We start from the raw sequence: 22,161 nt of genomic DNA on the forward strand, positions 1-22,161 counted from the left end.
TCCTGCGGGCAGCCTTTTATTTCTGATTAAAAACAAAGTGACAACGTCACATAAATGCCGGTTTATTTCCCGGATTTTAGTGCTATGATTATTTTGCCCGCCCCGTCTGCCGTCCGCTCTGTCCGGCACCCTGCTCCGGGAAACACTCCCTGAACCAGCCCCGCCCGGGACTCTCCTGATGTCAGGGATACTGAACACTCCATGCCTCAGGCTGGCTGTTTTTCGATTAAGGCAAAAAATGACTGTGGAACTTACGCAAAATCACGCTCCTTTCGGGACAGTATTAGGTTACGCCCCCGGCGGTGTCGCTATCTATTCTTCTGATTACGATTCACTGGATAGCGAAGAATTTCCGGACGATGCTTCACTGCGTAGTTATCTTGGCAACGAATACATGGGCTATAAATGGCAATGTGTCGAATTTGCCCGCCGCTTTCTGTATCTGAACTATGGTGTGGTGTTTACCGATGTCCGGATGGCTTACGAAATCTTCGCTCTGCGTTTTCTCCGCCAGGTCGTTAATGACGATATTCTCCCCTTACAGGCTTTTGCTAACGGTAGTGCCCGTCCGCCAGTCTCCGGCGCGTTACTGATCTGGCAACAAGGCGGTGAATTTGAAACAACCGGCCATGTCGCGATTATTACCCGCGTCTATGCAGGCAAAATCCAGATAGTTGAACAGAACGTGATCCACAGTCCGTTGCCCGCCGGACAGCAATGGACCCGTGAGCTGGTGCTGCGCTGTGATAATGGCCGCTATGTTATCGAAGACACCTTTGATGATACGGAGATCCTCGGCTGGATGGTGCAGACCTGTGACAGTGTGGACAGTCTGCCTGCCCCGGAAACCGAATCCGCTTATCTGGCTATCCATGCTGAACGCGTACCGGAGGCGGACAGATTTTCCGGTGAGTGGCTGGATAACAATAACCCGGTTGAACATGCGTATATGCAGGCGAATAACGGTGCGGTGATCAATGCGGATCCCTGTCAGTATTTTACGATCTCCCGCAGTGCAGAACAGGAACTGATCAGCGCGACCAACGAACTGCACCTGATGTACCTTCATGCTACCGATAAAGTATTGCGGGACGACAGCCTGCTCCGCCTGTTCGATATCCCTGAAATTCTCTGGCCACGGTTGCGTCTTTCCTGGCAGCGGCGTCGCCATCATATGATCACCGGCCGGCTCGATTTTTGTCTGGATGAACGGGGTCTGAAAGTCTATGAATACAACGCGGATTCGGCTTCCTGTCATACAGAAGGCGGTATTGTACTGGGGAAATGGGCACGCCAGGGAGGTGTCGATAAGGGTAAAGATCCCTGCCGCCGCCTGATCAATACGCTGGCGGATGCCTGGAAACACAGCGATGCCCTGCCGTTCGTACACATTCTTCAGGATGACGATATTGAAGAAAATTATCATGCTCTGATGATGCAGCAAGCATTAACCGATGCCGGCTTCAAAAGCAAAATTCTGCACGGCCTCGGGGAATTACACTGGAACGCCACCGGCCAGCTGATCGACGCGGAGGGTCGCGAAGTGAACTGTGTCTGGAAAACCTGGGCCTGGGAAACCGTGCTGGAGCAATTGCGGGCCGAATGTGAAGCCGAACCGCCGGCCGCTTTACCTATCCGTACCGGAGAAGCCGATCATCAGGTCCGGCTGATGGATGTGCTGCTGCGGCCCGAGGTGATGGTTTTTGAACCCCTGTGGACCGTGATCCCCGGAAATAAAGCGATCCTTCCGGTGCTGTGGTCGCTGTTCCCGCATCATAAATATCTGCTGGATACTGACTTCACCATTAATGAGGAACTGCAACAGACCGGCTATGCCATTAAACCCATCGGGGGGCGTTGCGGCAGCAATATCGGGCTGGTAAGTCACCGCGAACAGTTGCTCGGTGAGACCGGCGGCAAATTTGCAGGGCAAACCAATATCTATCAGCAACTCTGGTGTCTGCCAAAGGTAGCCGGACGATATATCCAGGTGTGTACGTTCACTGTCGGTGGGCACTACGGCGGGGCCTGTCTGCGTTCAGATCCGACGCTGGTCATTAAGAAGGAGAGCGATATCGAACCGCTGAGGATCATCGACGATCAGGACTTTATCCGCTGACTCCTTACAGGCCCTGTCGGGTGGCAGGGCCTGTCTGCCCGTGCCGTCTGTCGGGGTTCCGTGGTTATCGCTACCCGTTGCCACAGGGGGAGGTTTTCCCTTCGATAAATCACTGATGTCATGGTCATAACCATAAGAAAATGACTCTGCGTGATCCCTTTGCAGGCATACTGCTGGTCCCCGGGCAGGACACGATAGGCAGGATTACAGTGATGGAAAAAGTCAGGCGGGGACACCATTGCCCGATCCCCCTTCCTGATGCACAGGCATATAAACAGGACGTCGCATGACATCCTCATCTCCCCGGGAGCTATACAGACCTGAGAATTCCGTTTCGGTATCAGCAATGAATGATGTTCCGGGGATCCGTTTTTATTCCGCAGCCCCTGCCACGAACCTGGCAGAGGCCTTATCACTCCACGGGTTACGCTTATAACAGTGCCAGAAAATGTTCGCCCGCTTTACTGAGGCTATGACGCCGCCAGGCCAGCGCGACCTGAGCTTTCAGCGGTGCGCCTTCAATCGGCAGATAACAGACACTGGCCTGATCTATTTTACTGTGTGATACCGGCACTATCGTATAACCAAAGCCGGTCGCCACCATACTGATGGCCGAGGTTGTCTGGGGCGATTGTGCAAACGTCGGCGGTGTGAAGCCCGCCTGATGACAGGCAGTGATCACCGAATCATAGAGCCCGGGCGAGATTTCCCGCGGGAAAATAATCAGCGTTTCATTGCGCAATTCTGCCAGTGAGCTGAGTACAGGGCGCTCTGCCAGCGGATGATTCAGCGGTAATGCCACCACCATCTCTTCATTATCGATGACCCGGTAGTCCACTTCCCGGCTTCTGTCACAGGGCAGACGGATAAACGCGATATCAATGGCGCCTTTCAGCAATTCATTGATCAGCGCTGACATATGCAACTCACCGGGCAGAAGATTGATCATCGGATAATGGTCGCGGAAATTATGCAACAGGGTAAATACCTGCGGATTCAGTGCCGTCGAGGATGCAAAACCTATCCTCAGCGACCCGCTAAGCCCCCGTCCGACGCTGCAGGCTTTCTCAAACGCCGAATCAGACATTTTCAGAATTTTAATTGCATCTTCATATAGCACTTTTCCTGCCGGTGTCAATTCGACACTGCGGGTCAGGCGGCGCAGTAACGGGCTGCCGATTTCATGCTCCAGCCGCTGTATCTGCTGACTCAGCGGTGGCTGAGAGATCCCCAGGCTTTCGGCAGCACGGGTAAAATTACCCGCATCTGCGACCGCGACAAAATAGCGTAAATGCCGAAGTTCCATATCAAAAACGTCTTAAAGTGAGTAGTGCATCATATTGGAATTATCTTCGCCATCCTGTCAACCTTTAGGCCACAAGGTTAAGTCATAAAACCTCAGGAATTAATCATGGAAACGAGACATTGCGGGTGTTCCTGCATCAGTGATATTACCAGGGCAGCGTTAAAATTAGAAAAAGATCGCGGAGAAAATATTATCTATCAGGCCTCACTGATGAGTGCATTACTCAGTGGCGTTTATGAAGGTGAGACGACTATCCGCCAGTTACTGGAGCACGGTGATTTCGGGCTGGGCACATTTAATCATCTGGATGGCGAGATGATCGCATTCAATAGTGATGTGTTTCAGTTACGCAGTGATGGCAGTGCACGCAGTGCCTCGCCGGATCAGAAAACACCGTTTGCCGTGATGACCTTTTTCAATCCGACACACGAATACACCATCAAAGAACCTCACAGTCGTCAGCAGATCCACGACATTATCGATGCCAATGTCGCCAGTCAGAATATCTTCTGTGCGCTGCGAATTGATGGTCACTTCGACAAAGTAGATACCCGAACCGTGCCGGAACAGCACCGTCCCTATAAGCCCATGATGCAGGCGGTTGAAGAACAACCGGTGTTTCACATTGAGCAACAGGACGGGGTGCTGATTGGTTTCCTGACCCCGGAATTTATGCAGGGGATCAATGTCGCCGGTTATCACGAACACTTTATTAACCAGCAACGCAGTAGTGGCGGTCATGTGCTCGACTATCAGGTCCGGGAAGGCCGGCTCACCTTTGGTACTATTGAAAAACTGGTGATCGATTTTCCTGAGGATGAAGATTTCCGTAACGCCGATCTTAATCCTGAAGATTTGAGTGCAGCTATCCAATCTGTTGAAGGTTAATCCGCTATCGAACAGGCGAGTAAGGATCCTATTGTGAACAAAAGTGATAAAAAAACTGAGTGGAAATGTGGTGCCGACCTGGTCGTTGCCCAGTTAGAAGAACAGCAGGTCAAATATGTGTTCGGGATCCCCGGCGCTAAAATTGACCGTGTCTTCGATTCACTGGAAGATTCTTCGATTATTACCGTTCCGGTACGACTGGAAGCCAATGCCGGATTTATGGCCGGTGCGATTGGCCGTCTGACCGGTAAAGCCGGTGTGGCACTGGTCACCTCCGGCCCCGGCTGCTCAAACCTTATCACCAGTGCGGCCACTGCCACGTCTGAAGGTGACCCCTTTGTGGCTATCGGCGGTGCGGTCAGTCGTCAGGATCACCTGAAACAGGTTCACCAGACCATGGATACTGTCTCTATGTTCCGTCCGGTGACAAAATATTCCGCCGAGGTCACTTCCTCGTCTGCGATTGCAGAGGTTCTCTCCAACGGCTTCCGTGCGGCTGAGTTTGGTCGTCCGGGGGCATCCTTTATCAGTCTGCCGATGGACATTGTGAATGAACCTGCCAACGGACATGTCTTAAGCGCACGGTTACCTTCCCTGGGCACGGCACCGCAGCAAGAGATCAATGAAGTTTCCGCGCTGATTGCTCAGGCGAAAAACCCGGTGCTTCTGCTGGGCCTGATGGCCAGCCAGCCCCGTAACGCCGATGCTGTTCGCCGTCTGCTGACCCGCAGTGAAATTCCGGTCACCAGTACCTATCAGGCCGCCGGGGTGATTGACCAGAACCACTTCTCCCGCTTTGCCGGACGTGTGGGCCTGTTCAATAACCAGGCCGGTGACCAGTTACTGCGGAATGCAGACCTGATCATCACCGTCGGTTACAGCCCGGTAGAATATGAACCGGTGAAATGGAATCAGGGAACCGCCCGGCTGGTCCATATTGATGTCTTACCGGCAGAGACCGACAGCCACTATTCCCCGGACATTGAACTGATCGGGGATATCGCCGGCACGGTGGATCTGCTGGCCGAACAGATTAACCACCGTTATGCACTCAGTCATAGCACAACGCTTATCCTGCAGGAACGTCAGCAACAGCGTGAGTTACTGGCCCAGAAAGGCCGCAGCCTGCAGCAATTTGCTATCCACCCACTGCGTCTGGTACGCGCTATGCAGGACATCGTTAACAGTGATGTCACCCTGTGTGTGGATATGGGCAGCTTCCATATCTGGATTGCCCGCTACCTGTATAGCTTCCGCGCCCGCCAGGTACTGATTTCTAACGGCCAGCAAACGATGGGGGTTGCCCTGCCCTGGGCGATTGGTGCCGCGCTGGTGGATCCGCAACGTAAAGTTGTTTCTGTCTCCGGCGATGGCGGCTTTATGCAGTCGAGCATGGAACTGGAAACTGCGGTCCGTCTGGGGGTAAATATCCTGCATATTATCTGGGTCGATAACTGCTACAACATGGTCGCGATTCAGGAAGAGAAAAAATATAACCGTGCTTCCGGCGTGGATTTCGGACCTATCGATTTCAAAGCCTATGCCGAAGCTTTTGGTGCGAAAGGCTTCGCGGTGACGTCGTCAGAAACGCTGGAATCCACACTGCGTGCCGCTATGGATGTACAGGGCCCGGCCGTCGTTGCCATTCCTGTTGATTACAGCGCCAACGCATTACTGATGAGCCAGCTGAATATGGCTGAGATGTTCTGAGTCACGGCCCAACCTTCAGTCACAGTATAAAACGGGTACCTGCGGGTGCCCGTTTTCACAGCGTCATCCGGAGAGACTCTCACAGATCAGGACGCAGATACTCTGTTACCGGGTAACGCTGTGATCACCGGTATTGATGCCTTCCTGAACACCCGGAATGCGGCTTCGGCATGTGTCGTCGAAAGCTCCGGGATTACCGCAGAATATCTCCGGTGATAGAAGAAGATAATGTGTTATTCGCGCTGATCGCGCGCATCTTTTTTCCCGTAAAAACCGGCCCCGTTGAAAATAAAGTGCGGCAAAAAACCTGTCATCCGCTACACTTAACAGTATCTGAGGCCTGAACTGCCGGAGGTATAATTATGATAGCCGGATTCGTCGCACTGATGATTTCTCATTCCCATGTGCTTCCTGTGACCAAAGCACTCTATCCGACCGAAACTCAGTGTCAGTCTGCGCTGAAGCAGGACCAGAAACAGCGTCCGGAGGCTCAGTTGCTCTGTGGCGAGGTTATGCGCAGCCGCCTTCTCTGAGTCATTGCTCTTCCTTTTCTGTCCCCGGGCCGGCGGCAGGTGCCATCCAGGCCCGGGTGAAATCAAACCAGCCAAGATTATTCAAACGGATCCCCTGAGCCTGTCCCGGGCTTTTAAGGCGCATCCAGTGGTGAAACAGCGGCTGTAACCAGCCGTCGTGGATCACCTGCTGAGTCAGTTGTTTCCCCTGCAGAGATCCCGCCCGCCAGGCATGTTGCCATCGGGCAAAGCGTTCAGCATCCCCCCCGGAAACCGAATGCCTGAGCAGCGGCAGACTTAACAGCCACGCACCGGCATTCCAGACTTCAGGGACCGGGAAATTGACCGTGCCCAGCCAGAGATCGACATTCCCCTCTCCGTTAGCCCATTCTTCATAATCCTGCTCCATCAGTTGCAGGATGATCCCCTGCTGCTTAAGCAGAAACTGCATCTCCCGGGCCAGCATTTCAAACTCAGGATGCTGGCGGTGAAACGCCAGCCGAAGAATGTTTCCGGCCCCCCCGACGGGTAAGGATGCCGGACGGATAGCCTCACCTTCAGACATCGCATGTAACCAGTCCGGCATCAGGCTGGCCGCAGGGATCCATAAGGGACGAATGGCCGGTATAAAACGCTGAATAAGCGCATAAGGGTTCAGAATTTCGCGGATCCAGCGTCGTGCCGGACTCTGCTGCCAGTGGGGTGAACGGCTGTCACAGAGCAGAAAATAGCCTCCTTTCTCGGGGAACATATCACCGCTGTCTTCGCCGGGATGCCCGGTGAGGCTGACCGCCTGCCCTGAAATATACTCGATATCACTCAGGCTGGAACTCAGCCATGCGGACGGTTGTCCCCTGACATCACCTTTTCCCTGAGAGGCTTCTGCTGCCTGTTTCAGCGCAGGCGGCCAGACAATTACCTCAATTTCATCCAGCAAGCCTCGCAACCCGAAGTAGTGGTCAAAAGCCCGCATTCTCAGGTGTAGCCGGTTATTTTCCTCCACCCGATAGGGGCCGGTCCCTACCGGTAATGTGGCAAAGTCAGGACGGCTGGCAAAGTCAGCCGGTAAAATCAACGCCGCGCTGTCGGTCAGCAATAAGGGTAAACAGGCATCGGGCTGACTCAGCGTTATCTCTACCGTCAGACGTCCTCTGGCATGAACCCGGGCTATATGGGAGAACAACGGCTGTGAAACGAGGCGCGCCAGCGATGTTACGACATCGTCACTGGTCAGCTCCCGTCCATCATGAAAGCGTACCGCCGGGCGCAAATGAAACGTCCAGTCACGATAATCACGCTGTGACCAGAAATGTGCCAAATCCGCTTCAGCAAGTCCGGTCTGATCATTGACCCGGGTCAGGCCACTGAATATCTGTTTTACCAGATGGATTTCAGAGCGGCGTAGCGGCGTGCCGGGGGCAAGGTTCGGCATGGTACGGTAATAAGGAATACGCAGCGACTGGTAATCTTCACGGACCTGATACCCCAGTTTCTGACGCAGAAGCCCCGCCACCAGCTGCTGCTGATCCCCCAGCAGCGTGACCGCGCTACGGATATCGCCCTCATCCAGTAGCTGTTCCGCTTTTCTGAACAGCAGCTGCGTTTCGCTATAGTGCAGGGTCAGGACCGACTGATGACCACGCCCTACACCAGGCTGCCAGCTCAGCCAGCCGGCTTGCTGCATTCGCAGCAATACCCCCCGCATATGGCGCTTTGAGCAGCAGATTTTATCAGCTAACTCTCCCAGCGTCAGTGTCACTTCACGCTGAGGGTAAAACGCCAGCAGACGCCGGTAATGCTGTTCGAGCCGTTGGACAGTCATAAAAGCGGAACTCCCGGAATAAAAAGACAGCCGTTTTTAACTTCCTCTTTTTAGCCCATTATAAAGATAGCGGCAAGTATTGATACCGTTGCCCGGAGGACAGACCCCGTGTCCGGCTTCCGGTATGGCTGACTGAAAGACAAGGAGCAGTAAATGACCCGTCATCTGAATAAAGATACCACCCTGTGTATGTCTCTCGCCGCGCGTCCAAGTAACTTCGGTACGCGGTTTCATAATTTCCTCTACGATGCCCTGGACCTTGATTACCTCTACAAAGCGTTCACTACCACCGATTTAGCCGGGGCAATCAGCGGGGTACGCGCGCTGGGCGTACGGGGATGTGCCATCTCTATGCCGTTCAAGGAGCAGGTGATCGCCCTGGTGGATGAGCTGGATGCCTCGGCGAAAGCGATCCACTCCGTAAATACGATTGTAAATACCGAAGGTTACCTGAAGGCCTATAACACCGATTATATCGCTATCGCGACGCTGCTCAGACAGTACCAGGTCGATAACGGGTTAACTTTTGTGCTGCGCGGCAGCGGTGGTATGGCAAAAGCGGTCGCCTGCGCCCTGCGGGATGCAGGCTTTACCCGTGGCAGAATTATTGACCGGGATCCGGCAAATGCGGCCAGACTGGCCGATCTCTATGGTTTTGAGGCCGGAAGTGATATTGCAGGGCTGCATCCGCAACTGCTGATCAATGCCACCCCGATAGGGATGGCCGGCGGCCACGATGAAAATACACTCGCCTACAGCGAGGAAGAAATCGCAGCAGCGGATACCGTGTTTGATGTCGTGGCACTGCCGGAGACCACCCCCCTGATCAACGCGGCCAGAGCGCTGAATAAGACCGTGATCACCGGCGCTGAAGTCTTTGCTATCCAGGCCGTAGAACAGTTTGCGTTATATACCGGGGTTCGCCCTTCAGATGAGCTGTTCCGGCAGGCGGCAGCCTGGTCACGGCAGTAACGGCTCAGTCTCTGTCCCCCTCTGACAGGCACCTGTTTTTACTGATAATACTGGCCTCAATATAAAAAGGTGTATCTGATGAACGAACGTATCATTGCAGTGACCGCCTGCCCGACCGGTGTGGCTCATACGTTTATGGCGGCAGAAGCCCTGAAAACGGCAGCCGCAAAACGAGGGTTTCCGTTCAAAGCAGAAACCCGCGGATCTGTCGGGGCCCGTGACACCTTCAGTGATGAAGATATCCATGAAGCTGATGTGGTGATCATCGCCGCTGATATCGAAACTGATCTTTCACGGTTTCACGGTAAGCGCCTTTACCGCACCAGCACCAGCCAGGCACTGAAAAAACCGGAAGAAACACTGCTGGAGGCACTGCGGCTGGCAACGCCTTATCAGAATAACACGGTGGACAGTCAGGCGCGGGGGACTGAACTGCCGGCGATTTATAAACATCTGATGACCGGGGTATCACATATGTTACCGCTGGTAGTGGCCGGGGGATTATGTATTGCCCTTTCCTTCGTCTTCGGGATCAATGCATTTAAACAACCCGGAACACTGGCTGCCGCTCTGATGGAAATTGGCGGCAAGGCGGCCTTCGCGCTAATGGTACCGGTGCTGGCGGGTTATATTGCTTATTCCATTGCCGACCGTCCCGGCCTCGCTCCCGGCCTTATCGCCGGAATGCTGGCCTCAGCCAGCGGAGCTGGCTTTCTTGGCGGGATCATCGCCGGTTTCCTGGCCGGATATACAGCCCGGTTCCTGACCCGGAAAATCACCCTGCCCTCGTCTATGGAGGCGCTGAAACCGGTACTGGTGATCCCGCTGCTGGCGACCGTGATCTCCGGGCTGGTAATGATTTATGTCGTGGGTGGGCCGGTGTCAGCTGTAATGAGAGGGCTGACCCACTTTCTGGCCGGTATGACCACCGCCAATGCAGTGTTACTCGGCGTCCTGCTCGGGGCTATGCAATGTTTCGACCTCGGTGGTCCGGTCAATAAAGCAGCCTATACTTTTGGTGTCGGCTTGCTGGCGTCACAGTCTTATGAGCCAATGGCGGCCATTATGGCGGCCGGGATGGTTCCTGCCCTGGGGATGGGCATTGCCACCTGGCTTGCAAAATCCCGGTTCACACCTCCGGAACTTCAGGCGGGTAAGGCATCCTTTGTACTGGGGCTGTGCTTTATCTCTGAAGGTGCTATCCCGTTTGCTGCCCGCGACCCGATGCGGGTTATTCCGTCCACCATGGCGGGTGGTGCCCTGGCGGGCGGGTTATCGATGTATTTCGGGTGTACGCTGATGGCACCTCACGGCGGATTATTTGTCCTGGCCATTCCCCATGCCGTCGGGCATGTCGGAATGTATTTAGTGGCTATCATTGCCGGCAGCCTGGTGACCGGCGGAATGTACGCATTGCTGCGCCGGGCACCGGTACAGAGCGCGGTTCCTTCCTGAACACCAAGGGGGGGCACAATGTGCCCCCCCTTCTGAAACTACGTGACCTGCTGCACATCACCGGAATATCGGACAACCAGTCATCCGCTCTGCCGGTCAATGATCCCGTCACGAAACAATGACTCTGCATCGTCTTCTTCCCGGCAGACATAGCGTAATCTTGCTGAAATATCCGCCCCCCGAAAAACCGCCACAAAGCATTCTGTACGTTTACAGAGAAACCGGTCTGTGGCCTGATGATCGCTGCAATAATAACCATTCAGCCAGGCCCCGCACAGCAGAACGTTTAACGCGGCTCTGACTTCACCACATCATCACCGCCTTTCCATAGACGATAACTGACCTGTATCCCCTGCGGGGCATACACCACCAGCGGAAGTTTACTGTTATAGCGCAACAGCTTTTCGGAGGCAGCCGGTAAAGTCACCCATCGGGAGGTCTTCTGTGCAGGAATGCAGGCCCGGCGTGTAGAGATAAGCCCGGGTTGCAGCGTGACGCGATAATAGGGATATCCCCATCCTTTTGCAGTTTCTTCGCTGAACGACCCGGCCAGATGTACCAGATTACAGTCTGCCATCACTTTTTTACCGACAATCAGCTCCACACGGTAGTTCTGCTCATGACTGACTGCCGGTAATACTATGACATTACGTTGCATTTCAGCTTCTGCCAGCGGATAGGGTTTCATCATCCGGCCATCATCGCGGGTAGCTGCCTGTGTCATCAGACTGATGCCTGAAAGCGGGACAAGCAATATCATCAACATCAATTTGCGCATAGGATCTCCTGAAATAACCGGTCAGTGCTGTCCGGGAACCCTACCATACCGTGACGTCCGTGGCGATATACCGCTTAATGGCATCCTGACTGTGAACCGCATCCCCGACATCCCCCGCAGGCTGAGACCGGCACAGATGGCATGGAAATGCGGGGTTTACACCTCGCCAGTATCCCGACCAGGATCAGGTTATAAATAATCACCGCAGAAAGTGTGAGCCCGGCGCTGAGCGGGGAAGATGAGAAAATCATGAGCTGCCAGACCAGAGTCGATACCGACCAGGCAATACTGAGCCCCCAGAACACCGAAAACAACATCCAGCCACGGCTGCTCTCTCTGGCAATTGCCCCTATTACAGAGGCACAGGGTACATAGAGCAGGACAAACAGCAGATAACAGAAAGCAGCGCCACTACCGGGGAATTTCTGGTGCATTACCCCTAATGCACTGCTGCTGATCTCCGTATCTCCCTGGCTGGCGGCGATAGGGTTCTCCAGCACCTGCCAGCTAAAGGTTGTCGCCAGACTCTCCAGGGTCGCCTGCCAGGCCCCGGTGAGTTCACTAAGAGGACTGAACGTCTCAGGATCAAAGCGCTCTTCATCAATGGCCTGAGAAGTATAGAGTGTGTTCAGCGTACCAATAACCACCTCTTTCGCCATCGCCCCGGTGATCAGTCCGACCGTTGCCTGCCAGTTATCCGGCTGTACCCCGAAAGTCCCCAGCAGCGGTGTTATCGCTTTACTGACCGTTTCCAGAGCAGCCTCATCTCCGGGGCGGGTCGGGTGCCCCTGCAGAGTAAAGCTGTTCAGCCCGCTGATAAGCAGGCTGACCAGCACAATGACCTTACCGGCACGCCAGACAAACTCACGCAGACGCTGCCAGCTTTGTAAGCCAACGCTCTTCAGGTGCGGCAAATGGTATAGCGGTAACTCCATGATAAAAGGTGTAGCTTCACCGCGCAGCAGGGTATATTTCAGTAATAATCCGGTCAGTACCGCCACGAAAATGCCGCAGAGGTAGAGACCAAAGACCGCCAGGGCCCCGTGGCTGCTAAAAAAGACCGATGAAAAGACAGCAAAAATAGCAAGCCTGGCACCACAGGACATAAAAGGTGCCATCAGCAGGGTCATTAATCGCTCTCTGGGTGCATCCAGTGTCCGTGATCCCATTACCGAGGGGACGTTACACCCGAAGCCGATGATCAGCGGGACAAAGGATTTCCCCGGCAGCCCCAGAGACTGCATCAGTCTGTCCATCACAAAGGCCGCCCGGGCCATATAGCCGGCATCCTCCAGAAACGCCATCAACAGGTACATAATCCCGATTTGCGGTATCAGGGGTAATACGGTAGTGATCCCGCCACCAATGCCACTGGCAAAAAAGTCGGTGACCCCGGGCGGGAGCTGGCAAATCCACCCTAGCCACTGGATCCCATGCACAAACAGCGTGACCGACGCGTTTTCAAACAGAGGCTGCAGGGCCCCGCCGACATTGATGGCCAGGAAAAACATCAGGTACATCAGCAGTAAAAATACCGGCAGCCCCAGCCAGCGATCCATTGCCAGTCGGTCCAGCCGGAGAGTCAGTCGATGGGGTTTCGCCACCTGCCGGTGGGTCACTTCCTGCGCCAGTTTCCGGCAACGCTGCTGACGATATCCGGCTATCTGTAACGCCAGCTTATCCGCAAGATCTGCATCAGGAAGTATCTCTGAGACTATGTCCGGTGGCAGAAACCGGCGGCTGTAAAGGTCACCTTCCAGTACCTGCAGCCCCATCCAGCGCTGTATCTGCGGTGAGAAATGTCCGGTAATATTGTCTGACAGTTGCCGGCGAATAGCTTCCGTTTCCGCCGGGAGAGCCAGTGAACAGGCGGTACCGGGGCCGGATGTCTGAAGGTGATCGATGGCATGTTTCAGCGCCCGGATCCCTTCCCCGCGCGTTGAAACCATCGGGATCACCGGACAGCCCAGTGCGCGTCTTAGCCGCTCAATATCCGGTAAAACCCCGCGTTGCTCTGCAACATCCATCATGTTCAGGACCACAATACAAGGGATCCCCGTTTCCCTGAGCTGTAACGTCAGCCAGAGATCCCGCTGAAGTGCACTGGCATCAATAACGTTAATCAGTAACGTGGCATCCTGTTGCAGAATAAACGCACTGGCAATCTGTTCATCCAGTGAGCTTTCCGGCGAGGTCATGGTCATCGAATAAAGCCCAGGCAGATCCACCAGTCTGACCAGTGTCTCCCCGGCGGCAAAGAAGCCTTCTTTTCTTTCTACGGTCACCCCGGCCCAATTCCCTACCCGCTGCGATGCACCGGTCAGCTGGTTAAATAATGTGGTTTTTCCGGTATTCGGGTTACCCGCCAGCCCGATAGTTAATGCTTGCTGACTCATGCTGACGGGCTCCCTTCACTGACCGGCAAAGGTTCCAGCTGCAGCAGGGCCAGATCTCTGCGGCGTAGCATGATAGTCATCGTCGGCGCACTGATTTCAAGCGGGTCGCCCAGCGGTGCCACCCTGACGACATCAAACTCTGCCCCCGGCAGCAGGCCCAGCGAAAAGAGTTTCTGGCGGAATGCCGGTGGTGTCTGAGGGCTGATAGCCCGGATCCGATAGCGGCAGAAAGGTTTTACTGGCATAAGCCGTCCTCACTTGATGATCCCCCGTCACGGGCGGTAGATCTTTAGTATAATGAGAATCGTTCTCATGAAATTTGATATAAGACAAGCGGGGAGAAAAAATGAAAACGTCAGAAAAAGGAATTTATCAGCAGAGGTCAGTCGGGGGATAAAAGCAGATAAGCCATGAATTTGTATTGGCTTATCTGCCGGAAGATCACAACGGGTGAAGCGTCAGCAGGCCAGCCGCACGGATAAAATCGTTCAGCCGGGCGGGTGTCGGTAAGGCCGGCAAGGCCCCCTTATGGGTAGTGGCCAGTGCCCCGCAGGCCCCCGCCTGCGACAGCAGAGCGCTCAGACGTTCAGTTTCAGGCAGCCCGTGTCTCGCAAGCCATGATAACAGGCCGGCCATAAAGGCATCGCCTGCACCGGTCGTATCAATGCTTTTGACGTTGTAGCCCGGGAAGCTGAATTTATCCTGCCCGCAGAAGACGATCCCGCCCTCTTTACCGCGGGTGATCACTTTCAGCGGGGCCGGGTAGCGCTCCAGTAATGCCAGCGCTTCCTCCCAGTCTGAGGTTTCCTCTTCCGTCATCCAGAGTAATTCTTCATCTGAAAGTTTGAGAATATCTGCACTCCGGCACTGTTGTTCGATAACGCGGCGCATCTCTGCTTTATCTGACCACATTTGTTCACGCAGGTTTAAGTCAAAACTGACCCAGCCTTCACGGGCTTTCACTTTGCTTGTGGCCTGAACCACCGCCTCACGGCAATTTTCAGCCGCCAGTGCCAGTGAACAGTAATGCAGGATATCTTTACCGAATACCGGCAGGTCACGGGAAGTCAGAAACTGGTCAGCGGAAGGATTCACCAGGAATGAGAAGCTGCGTTCACCGCTGGTTGCCAGATCCACCACCACCGTACTGGTACGGTAAGTTTCATCGGTGAGCATGAATTCCGCCCCGACCCCTTGCTCTTCGAGCGTACGTTTCAGAAAGCGGCCGAAAGGATCATTACCGACCCGGCCGATAAACGCACTGTCACCCGCAAGTCTGGCAACACCCACGGCAACATTCAGTGGCGCTCCTCCGGCACAGGCCTGGTAATTCATATCACCGGCAGGGAGTAAATCGACGACGGCGTCACCCAGGGCCCAAATTTTCATCATATATCCTCATTACTGATGGCCAGCCATGCGCATTATCCACAGCCCGACGCTTCATTTTATTTTTTAGTCTGAAATCTTCACCGACAGAGGGCCGGGAGGGAAATTATAGCGCTAAATACTCAGGGCTCTGCCATAACCTGACGATTTATTTACTATTTTATCTGATAACGTCACAACAATGACAGCCCGAATGATGCCGAATTACTCCTAAAATCAGAACCTCTGACACCGATTTATCACTTTAATTTCCCGTTCATTCCATCACAGCCCTTAGCCCGATAACATATAAGTTTTTATTATGGTAAATTACCCTACTTTTTCTCACTAGGTGGATACATTCGCAGAATGATTAAATGTTGGTCAAAAGAAGAGACTTTGTGGAGCTTTGCGCTATATGGTACTGCTGTCGGCGCCGGGACGTTATTTCTGCCTATTCAGTTAGGATCGGCCGGAGCGGTAGTGTTATTTCTGACAGCCTTACTGGCCTGGCCCTTAACCTACTGGCCGCACAAAGCCTTGTGTCAGTTTATTCTGGCCTCAAAAGCCGGTGATCAGCAGGACGGTATCACCTCTGCAGTCCGGCAATTTTTCGGTAAAAAAATAGGTAATCTGATTTCGATCCTTTACTTTGTCGCGTTCTTTGTCGTTATCCTGATCTATGCTGTCGCCATCACCAATTCACTGGCTGAACAATTGGCCAGACATCAGGTGGTCGGTGAAGGCACCAGAGTCTTGCTCAGTCTGGGCGTGGTCGCGACTCTGAACCTGATTTTCCTGACCGGCCGCCATGTCACCATAAAAGTCATGGGATTCCTGGTGTTCCCGCTGATTGCCTACTTCCTGTTTCTGTCGGTATATCTCAGCAGTCACTGGCAGCCTTCCCTGCTCACCTCCGGGTTAACCTACACGCCGGATACGCTGCATGACATCTGGTTCTCAATTCCCGTGATGGTTTTCGCGTTTAGCCATACCCCAATCATTTCTACTTTTTCCGTGGCTCAGCGCGAGAAATATCATGATCAGGCGATGGCCAAATGCAAAAAAATCATGAAAGTGGCCTATCTGATCATCTGCCTGAGTGTACTGTTCTTCGTCTTTAGTTGTTTTATGGCGATCCCGGCAGAGGATGTGGAAATCGCTAAAACCCAGGGGCTGACCATTTTATCTGCATTATCGATGATGTCTTCGTCGGCGGGCTGGCTCAGCGCCTCGGGGATCATTGTCGCCGTGGTAGCGATGTCGAAATCATTCCTTGGGACCTATTTCGGAGTCATTGAAGGTGCAACCCAGGTCGTATCTTCCACTGCACAGTTTGCCGGTTTTAACCCCGGCCCTAAACTGAGCCGCGGATTATCACTGGCGATAGTGTCTCTGTTCACCTTCATTGTGTGTTGTATTAACCCGAATGCACTGTCGATGATTTATGCCATCAGCGGCCCGTTGATCGCTTTGATCCTGTTTATTATGCCGACGCTTTCGACCTGGCTGGTACCCGCGTTACGCCCTTACCGGTCTGTAGCCAATTTCCTGGTGCTGGTTGTGGGCCTGTTATGTGTTTCGGTGATGTTTTTTAAATAAGCTGTTCTATGGCCCGTCAGTTGGCGGGCCACCTTCCGCCCTCATGTTTTCCGCCACAGACCTGTACCGTGGCTCTCCTGCCGGATCCGCAACTCTCCCCTCCGGCCACATCCCCGGCCTGACGGTTTACACCTTATAGCAGAGTGATGACCGGGGTTGCCGCAAGCCGCCAGAGCGGAGAAGAACGTCACCACTCGTCTCCCTGAGTCCCCGAAAACCCTTTCTGACTGACGGAAGGAATATCCGGCCTGAGGAAAAAGACAGCCCTGCAGAAAGTGATTTTTGCTGCAGATTGTTGCCGCCTGCATACTTCCGGCAACATCGGCCTCGTTTACAACGTGCAGACTATTCTGATAATGATCTCTTTTGTCATCAGTGCAGGCACTTTATCTGTGGATCGGGTACATAGTAATAAGGTTAACTTGATCATGGAGGTTTACATGCTGGCTTCTGCCATCAGTCTGGTACGTTCTAAGGCAGGTTTTGTTCAACAGTTTATCCGTAACCCCCGGAAAGTAGGCAGCATTACCCCATCATCGATGGCCTTGTGTGAATCTATGGCCGGCTGTGCCGACTGGGGAGCTATTCAGAAAGTGGCTGAACTGGGTGCCGGTGACGGTGTTCTGACTAAAATTTTGCTGAACCGTATGTCAGCAGAAGCGACGATAGATGTATTTGAGATCAGTCAGCCCCTGGTCTCCCGGTTACGGACAATCAATGATCCCCGCCTGCAGGTTCACGCCAAATCTGCTGAACGTCTGACAGGTCAGTATGATGCAATTTTCTCCGGTTTACCGCTGCTTTCGCTGCCGGTCCCGGTGCGGCATGCCATACTTTCCGCGGTTCATCAGGCCCTGACACCCGGCGGGGTTTTCGTGCAGTTTCAGTATACGTCACTCACCCAGTCAGAGCTTTCACGCTATTTCACCTGGCAGAGGCGACGGGTATTAAAAAACGTGCCACCTGCCTGGGTCTACAGTTGTACTCACCACTGGTCCGACACCTGACGGGTGCGGTATTCCGGGTGTCAGAAGAGAACACCCGGCCCGGGCTTCATGCAGATTACTCTGCCGGCTCCGGATCCTGTTGCTCTGCCAGCTCTTCATACATCGCCTGAATCGCACCACGGGCAATGGATGCCAGCGTGCGATAAAACGGAGTCCGTGCATGGGCTTCTGTTTTCCCCAGGAATGCTCCGCACCATGGCAACAGATACTCATCAAATAACGTGAACTGCGCCAGATATTCATCCTCCTGAGACTGGTCCTCCAGCCAGGACGTTGCCAGTAACAGCATACCGAAATGATCTGCCGGGGCATCGGTCAGTGGCATACCACGCTGCTGAAGAAACGCCCTTACGTCTTCTTCCCGGGGACCATTTTCCCACTGAGAGCCGTACGGGGAAACTGCAGGCTGTTCACCGCCAAACAAGACCTGGTAGTCGGCTTCCAGCGCAGGCTGGTCACAGTTATTCTGTAATGTTTTCAGCAGGTCGTCCTGTTCGAGCGGCCACACGGGCTGCAGCTTACCTTCGCGGATAAGTGTGAACAGGGGCTGTAACACCGGATCATTCGGGGCACGGTTAAACAATGATCCGAGAATACGGCAAATCAGCGAAAATTCATTCATTCAGGTTATCTCTTGCAAGGTTCAGTGTTGATGCGGGCCGCAGATCACCAAACTCAGCGATTCACCCCACGCTTTCTCAAAGCGTCGTATTTAATGTTGCCTGCCCCGCCTTGTCAATGCCGGGGGGGATTTATCCCCTGAGGCATTGTTCCTCCGGGGAGATCCGGATAACCCCGCACCTTTCGCCGACAGAGGGGCTAGCTGACTTCACGGGCCATTTTGTGCTTTCCCGGTGAACGGGTTCAGCCTGAGGGGATAACAACGGTACTCGCCGGAAAATGCCATAAAAAAAGACCATCCGGAGATGGCCTTTTTCTGAAAGACGAATTAACTTCTGATTTTTCTGTAAATCCACAGTACGACCAGTGAACCAATCACTGCGACGACAAAACTTCCGAAGTTAAATCCATCCACTTTTCCGAAACCGAAGAGTGTACTGATCCAACCACCGACAACGGCACCGATAATCCCCAGGATAACGGTTACAATGAAACCGCCGCCATCTTTACCTGGCATAATCCATTTGGCGAGGATACCTGCAATCAGACCAAAGATAATCCATGAAATAATGCCCATAACTGCTCCTTACATAAATTAATCAGCATTAATTATTAATCCACCGGGCCGGGTCCCCGTCCAGTGGTAACGATAACTTCACAATACACCGAAGTTATCAGAGATATAGCCTGGCACATTTTCAGGTATTGTCACGTTACCCCGGAGTGATTGCTATAAAAAGCGGCAGAAAATCCCCCCCCGGAGCCACTAAACGTCAGCCATGTAACAAAAAGGGAATAATGCCCGGCCGGGTGCATAATGCATGATTGGGCAGAGGCGTTCAGCCTCTGCCCAATCACAGACATTAGCTATCTTCGTATGCGTTGGTCACTTTCCATAAATAGCGGGGTGCCTGGCTGGCCGGATGACTGCGCTCAATAAAGCGATAGAACTGCTGCGGCGTCATGTCATTGATCATCGCAATCGCACGTTCGCGGTTAGGTGAGAACGTACGTAATAACGCTCCTGCGCCGTTTGAATAAGAAACTATCGTCGCATAACGCAGCGTCACAGGATTATGGATACCTGACAGCATGGTCTTCTGCAGGATTTTGATATAAGCCGTACCGATCTCAATATTTCTCGCAGGATCTTTCAAATCCCTGCGGGTTGGCTCACCGTGCTTTCCCTGAGCCCTATAGACTTCAAGTCCGGCGGTAGACGCTTTTATCTGCATCAGGCCGATGGCGTTAGAACGACTTACCGCATTTGGATTTCCACCGGACTCGACACTAATAATGGCGCTGATTAAACGTTGATCAACACCATAATGACTGGCAGCGTCTTCAGTGAAAATAGACCAATCATTATTGGTCAGAACTCTTGAGGGTGGAGCTTCTATTAACGGTGTATATTTTTGCTGTTCTGTGGGTTGCCGGGGTGGCTGACTGGCACAACCTGCCAGAAATAAGGCAGAAAGCACAAGATACTTTATCTTCACGTGTTTTTATCCTGATAATTTTGCGTCGCCTATGATACAGGGTTATAAACCGGGTAAAATTACCGTTTGTCTGAAATCACCTGGGGTTTAAAAACGTGACTTCGACGATTGTTTTCTTCATGATGTGATATCTGTGTTTTGTTTACTTTCTCCTGAAGAAGATAATGCTATGACTGCCAGATATATTATCCGACTGATTGCCCCTTCCGGTTATTGCATCAATCAGGCAGCGGCCTGGCGCGGCGTACAACACCTGCGAGACCAGGGCCACCGGCTGGAAAACACAGACATTATCACTCGCCGTTTCCAGCGTTTTGCCGGAACCGATGCTGAACGACTGGCAGACCTGAATGAACTGGCCGGAAGCACATCACTGCCTGATATCGCTCTCGCGGTACGGGGAGGATATGGTGCCGGCAGATTACTCAGCGACATCCGTTATACCGCCCTGGCTGACCGCCTGTCACATCATCCCGTTGCCCTCTGCGGACACAGTGACTTTACTGCCATACAACTGGCGCTGTTCGCTCAGACCGGGTTAATTACCTACAGTGCACCGATGCTGGCCGGAAATTTCGGGGCGGAAAGCCCTTCAGCATTTACCCTGCAACACTTCAGGGAGATCCTGAGGAAAAAAAGTTATACCATCCACTGGCGCGCAAAGACAACAGAAAATCTGTCACTGACAGGGACTCTCTGGGGAGGTAACCTGACCATGCTCTGCTCACTGACGGGGACTCCCTGGATGCCGGAAGTGAAACAAGGGATCCTGGTGATTGAGGATGTGAATGAACATCCCTTCCGTATTGAGCGGATGCTGCTGCAACTATGGCATGCCGGTATCCTGCAGCAACAACAGGCCGTGATCCTCGGTAACTTCAGTGGCGCCACACTCTCTGAGTACGATCAAGGGTTCAGCCACGACACAGTATGGCAAACTTTGCGTGACCTGAGCGGAGTCCCGTTTATCACCGGATTACCCTTCGGGCACGAGCAGGACACCGTTACACTCCCTATCGGCGCTAACGCTCACCTGCAGGTACAGGGTCACAGTTGTTCACTGACACTGACCGGCCATCCGCTTCCGCCCGCGTCACTGACTCACGAGTAACGATGTTCTCCCCGGCGCCCGTTCCCGGAATCGTTATTTTGTGCCATGTGGGTGTCACTCCACGGTGTCAGAGTCAGTAGCGGGTCAGGCCGGGTAAACGTTCTTTCGCAAGGTACCAGTGCCGTGGTGCCTGCATAAACAAAGAAGGTATTCTGCGTGGCTTTATCCACCATCAACTGGTCTCCGTTACGAAACATGGTGATCCATACCGGTTGTCCGTCACTGAGCCGGGTCCTTTCCTGCCCTGCCGCTATCTGGAAATTATCGGTTCCCCACATCAGTGTTGAAATGCCGTACTCCGCACGGTCAACGGTCATGGTATCCCGTCCCGGACAGGAGATCTGAAATTCGTCACCATCATTGGGCGGGGTTAATGCAAATGCAGCGGTCAGCGGCAGAAATATTGCCAGTGTGGTGGCAAGTATTTTTTTCATCGTGTATCCCGAAATATCTTCTGTCAGAAAAATCTGTATTGTCTTGCCCAGAATATCTCTGTTGCACGACAGAAAAAGTCGCAGTGCGTTACAATGTTATAAAATTCATGACGGGTTATGACTATCTCATGAGCATTCAGACCGGGCCGTTACCTGCCCGCCCACAACTGTTCCGGCGCCTGGCCGCCTCACGATTCCGCAGTCGCTTTCATCTCGGCGAGAAAGAAAGGCAGTATTGTCTGGAAAAAGGTGCCGTCACCGTGATGAGTCACGCTGCGGATTTTGTCCGCGACCGGCTTTCCGCCGCTGAACCGGTGAATGACGGCAAGCAGACACCGATGCGCGGACATCCGGTATTTATTGCACAACATGCGACCGCGACCTGTTGCCGGGGATGCCTGCAAAAATGGCACAACATAGCGCAACATCAGCCCCTGGATGAGCACCTGCAGCAATACATCTGTGATGTTCTGTTTAGCTGGTTACAACAGGAAATCCATCGGGACTGACGGGGAAACATTTTCGGCGACCCGATGCCCCGCGGGAGCTTGTGGTGATAAG

20 protein-coding genes are annotated in these 22,161 nt (G+C 53.4%); 10 read left to right on the forward strand and 10 right to left on the reverse strand.

Features of this window, described 5'->3' with window-relative positions; translation table 11 throughout:
• Positions 1-238: 238 nt before the first annotated feature.
• Positions 239-2,119 carry a bifunctional glutathionylspermidine amidase/synthase gene (gene gss / locus GTPT_RS11910; protein WP_025901854.1) on the forward strand — a complete coding sequence of 627 codons (1,881 nt, stop codon included), beginning with the start codon at positions 239-241 and terminating at the stop codon, positions 2,117-2,119.
• A gap of 430 nt (positions 2,120-2,549) precedes the next feature.
• On the opposite strand, the gene GTPT_RS11915 is transcribed toward gss, so the two are convergent.
• Positions 2,550-3,425, reverse strand: coding sequence for a LysR substrate-binding domain-containing protein (locus GTPT_RS11915; RefSeq protein ID WP_029991763.1), 876 nt, complete (start codon positions 3,423-3,425; stop codon positions 2,550-2,552).
• Positions 3,426-3,530: 105 nt separating this feature from the next.
• Between GTPT_RS11915 and budA the strand changes: the two genes are divergently transcribed.
• The 3 genes from budA (at position 3,531) to GTPT_RS17560 (ending at position 6,556) form a co-directional block, all read left to right on the forward strand.
• Entirely contained in the window at positions 3,531-4,313 is a 783-nt protein-coding gene (gene budA / locus GTPT_RS11920; protein WP_025901850.1) for an acetolactate decarboxylase, read from the forward strand.
• A gap of 33 nt (positions 4,314-4,346) precedes the next feature.
• Positions 4,347-6,023, forward strand: a complete 1,677-nt coding sequence (gene alsS, locus GTPT_RS11925) for an acetolactate synthase AlsS (RefSeq protein WP_156022709.1) — start codon at positions 4,347-4,349, stop codon at positions 6,021-6,023.
• Between the two features lie 362 nt (positions 6,024-6,385).
• Positions 6,386-6,556, forward strand: a complete 171-nt coding sequence (locus GTPT_RS17560; RefSeq protein WP_156022710.1) for a hypothetical protein — start codon at positions 6,386-6,388, stop codon at positions 6,554-6,556.
• Position 6,557: 1 nt separating this feature from the next.
• Here the strand turns inward: GTPT_RS17560 and GTPT_RS11930 are convergent, their stop codons facing one another.
• Positions 6,558-8,357, reverse strand: a complete 1,800-nt coding sequence (locus GTPT_RS11930) for an SgrR family transcriptional regulator (RefSeq protein ID WP_029991765.1) — start codon at positions 8,355-8,357, stop codon at positions 6,558-6,560.
• Positions 8,358-8,510: 153 nt separating this feature from the next.
• On the opposite strand from GTPT_RS11930, the gene GTPT_RS11935 reads away from it, so the two are divergent.
• Together GTPT_RS11935 and GTPT_RS11940 are read left to right on the forward strand one after the other, a co-directional pair.
• Positions 8,511-9,329 carry a shikimate 5-dehydrogenase gene (locus GTPT_RS11935; protein ID WP_029991766.1) on the forward strand — a complete coding sequence of 273 codons (819 nt, stop codon included), beginning with the start codon at positions 8,511-8,513 and terminating at the stop codon, positions 9,327-9,329.
• 78 nt (positions 9,330-9,407) lie between these two features.
• Positions 9,408-10,784: a fructose-specific PTS transporter subunit EIIC gene (locus GTPT_RS11940; protein WP_081671504.1), complete on the forward strand. Its 1,377-nt coding sequence runs from the start codon at positions 9,408-9,410 to the stop codon at positions 10,782-10,784.
• A gap of 286 nt (positions 10,785-11,070) precedes the next feature.
• Here GTPT_RS11940 and GTPT_RS11945 read toward each other — a convergent pair whose 3' ends face one another.
• The 4 genes from GTPT_RS11945 to GTPT_RS11960 all read right to left on the reverse strand — a co-directional run bounded on the left by GTPT_RS11945 (position 11,071) and on the right by GTPT_RS11960 (position 15,347).
• A complete protein-coding gene (locus tag GTPT_RS11945; protein ID WP_025901845.1) occupies positions 11,071-11,562 on the reverse strand; it encodes an ecotin family protein in 492 nt (163 codons plus the stop codon).
• Between the two features lie 74 nt (positions 11,563-11,636).
• Positions 11,637-13,958 (reverse strand): Fe(2+) transporter permease subunit FeoB, encoded by a 2,322-nt coding sequence (gene feoB, locus GTPT_RS11950; protein WP_029991768.1) that lies wholly within the window; start codon positions 13,956-13,958, stop codon positions 11,637-11,639.
• Complete coding sequence (locus GTPT_RS11955) at positions 13,955-14,203, reverse strand: FeoA domain-containing protein (protein ID WP_029991769.1); 249 nt, start codon at positions 14,201-14,203, stop codon at positions 13,955-13,957. Before GTPT_RS11955 ends, feoB begins: the two co-directional genes overlap by 4 nt.
• 196 nt (positions 14,204-14,399) lie before the next feature.
• On the reverse strand, positions 14,400-15,347 hold the full coding sequence (locus GTPT_RS11960; RefSeq protein ID WP_029991770.1) for an aminoimidazole riboside kinase: 948 nt from the start codon (positions 15,345-15,347) through the stop codon (positions 14,400-14,402).
• Positions 15,348-15,695: 348 nt separating this feature from the next.
• Here GTPT_RS11960 and GTPT_RS11965 point away from each other — a divergent pair, with 348 nt between their 5' ends.
• Complete coding sequence (locus GTPT_RS11965) at positions 15,696-16,928, forward strand: amino acid permease (protein ID WP_025901841.1); 1,233 nt, start codon at positions 15,696-15,698, stop codon at positions 16,926-16,928.
• Between the two features lie 440 nt (positions 16,929-17,368).
• A complete protein-coding gene (locus GTPT_RS11970; protein WP_029991771.1) occupies positions 17,369-17,935 on the forward strand; it encodes a class I SAM-dependent methyltransferase in 567 nt (188 codons plus the stop codon).
• A gap of 55 nt (positions 17,936-17,990) precedes the next feature.
• Here the strand turns inward: GTPT_RS11970 and GTPT_RS11975 are convergent, their stop codons facing one another.
• The 3 genes from GTPT_RS11975 to GTPT_RS11985 form a co-directional block, all read right to left on the reverse strand.
• The gene (locus GTPT_RS11975) at positions 17,991-18,557 is read right to left on the reverse strand and encodes a TorD/DmsD family molecular chaperone (protein ID WP_025901839.1); all 567 of its coding nucleotides are present in this window, start codon (positions 18,555-18,557) and stop codon (positions 17,991-17,993) included.
• A gap of 327 nt (positions 18,558-18,884) precedes the next feature.
• Positions 18,885-19,133, reverse strand: a complete 249-nt coding sequence (locus GTPT_RS11980; RefSeq protein WP_025901838.1) for a GlsB/YeaQ/YmgE family stress response membrane protein — start codon at positions 19,131-19,133, stop codon at positions 18,885-18,887.
• 286 nt (positions 19,134-19,419) lie between these two features.
• Positions 19,420-20,055 (reverse strand): transglycosylase SLT domain-containing protein, encoded by a 636-nt coding sequence (locus tag GTPT_RS11985; protein WP_025901837.1) that lies wholly within the window; start codon positions 20,053-20,055, stop codon positions 19,420-19,422.
• A gap of 169 nt (positions 20,056-20,224) precedes the next feature.
• On the opposite strand from GTPT_RS11985, the gene ldcA reads away from it, so the two are divergent.
• The gene (ldcA, locus tag GTPT_RS11990) at positions 20,225-21,166 is read left to right on the forward strand and encodes a muramoyltetrapeptide carboxypeptidase (RefSeq protein WP_029991772.1); all 942 of its coding nucleotides are present in this window, start codon (positions 20,225-20,227) and stop codon (positions 21,164-21,166) included.
• On the opposite strand, the gene GTPT_RS11995 is transcribed toward ldcA, so the two are convergent.
• The gene (locus GTPT_RS11995) at positions 21,157-21,600 is read right to left on the reverse strand and encodes a hypothetical protein (RefSeq protein WP_051170996.1); all 444 of its coding nucleotides are present in this window, start codon (positions 21,598-21,600) and stop codon (positions 21,157-21,159) included. The genes ldcA and GTPT_RS11995 overlap by 10 nt on opposite strands.
• A 128-nt stretch (positions 21,601-21,728) precedes the next feature.
• On the opposite strand from GTPT_RS11995, the gene GTPT_RS12000 reads away from it, so the two are divergent.
• Positions 21,729-22,109 (forward strand): DUF4186 domain-containing protein, encoded by a 381-nt coding sequence (locus tag GTPT_RS12000; protein ID WP_051170998.1) that lies wholly within the window; start codon positions 21,729-21,731, stop codon positions 22,107-22,109.
• Positions 22,110-22,161: the final 52 nt, after the last annotated feature.

Origin of the sequence: Tatumella ptyseos ATCC 33301 (assembly GCF_000735525.1) — a bacterium.
In the GTDB taxonomy this organism is placed as follows: Bacteria; Pseudomonadota; Gammaproteobacteria; order Enterobacterales; family Enterobacteriaceae; genus Tatumella; species Tatumella ptyseos.

Excerpts from the sequence above, each read along its gene's own strand:
- gss (WP_025901854.1), top strand. The coding sequence starts at position 239 with ATGACTGTGGAACTTACGCAAAATCACGCTCCTTTCGGGACAGTATTA.
- GTPT_RS11915 (WP_029991763.1), bottom strand. The coding sequence starts at position 3,425 with ATGGAACTTCGGCATTTACGCTATTTTGTCGCGGTCGCAGATGCGGGT.
- budA (WP_025901850.1), top strand. The coding sequence starts at position 3,531 with ATGGAAACGAGACATTGCGGGTGTTCCTGCATCAGTGATATTACCAGG.
- GTPT_RS17560 (WP_156022710.1), top strand. The coding sequence starts at position 6,386 with ATGATAGCCGGATTCGTCGCACTGATGATTTCTCATTCCCATGTGCTT.
- GTPT_RS11930 (WP_029991765.1), bottom strand. The coding sequence starts at position 8,357 with ATGACTGTCCAACGGCTCGAACAGCATTACCGGCGTCTGCTGGCGTTT.
- GTPT_RS11935 (WP_029991766.1), top strand. The coding sequence starts at position 8,511 with ATGACCCGTCATCTGAATAAAGATACCACCCTGTGTATGTCTCTCGCC.
- GTPT_RS11940 (WP_081671504.1), top strand. The coding sequence starts at position 9,408 with ATGAACGAACGTATCATTGCAGTGACCGCCTGCCCGACCGGTGTGGCT.
- GTPT_RS11945 (WP_025901845.1), bottom strand. The coding sequence starts at position 11,562 with ATGCGCAAATTGATGTTGATGATATTGCTTGTCCCGCTTTCAGGCATC.
- feoB (WP_029991768.1), bottom strand. The coding sequence starts at position 13,958 with ATGAGTCAGCAAGCATTAACTATCGGGCTGGCGGGTAACCCGAATACC.
- GTPT_RS11955 (WP_029991769.1), bottom strand. The coding sequence starts at position 14,203 with ATGCCAGTAAAACCTTTCTGCCGCTATCGGATCCGGGCTATCAGCCCT.
- GTPT_RS11960 (WP_029991770.1), bottom strand. The coding sequence starts at position 15,347 with ATGAAAATTTGGGCCCTGGGTGACGCCGTCGTCGATTTACTCCCTGCC.
- GTPT_RS11965 (WP_025901841.1), top strand. The coding sequence starts at position 15,696 with ATGATTAAATGTTGGTCAAAAGAAGAGACTTTGTGGAGCTTTGCGCTA.
- GTPT_RS11970 (WP_029991771.1), top strand. The coding sequence starts at position 17,369 with ATGCTGGCTTCTGCCATCAGTCTGGTACGTTCTAAGGCAGGTTTTGTT.
- GTPT_RS11975 (WP_025901839.1), bottom strand. The coding sequence starts at position 18,557 with ATGAATGAATTTTCGCTGATTTGCCGTATTCTCGGATCATTGTTTAAC.
- GTPT_RS11980 (WP_025901838.1), bottom strand. The coding sequence starts at position 19,133 with ATGGGCATTATTTCATGGATTATCTTTGGTCTGATTGCAGGTATCCTC.
- ldcA (WP_029991772.1), top strand. The coding sequence starts at position 20,225 with ATGACTGCCAGATATATTATCCGACTGATTGCCCCTTCCGGTTATTGC.
- GTPT_RS11995 (WP_051170996.1), bottom strand. The coding sequence starts at position 21,600 with ATGAAAAAAATACTTGCCACCACACTGGCAATATTTCTGCCGCTGACC.
- GTPT_RS12000 (WP_051170998.1), top strand. The coding sequence starts at position 21,729 with ATGAGCATTCAGACCGGGCCGTTACCTGCCCGCCCACAACTGTTCCGG.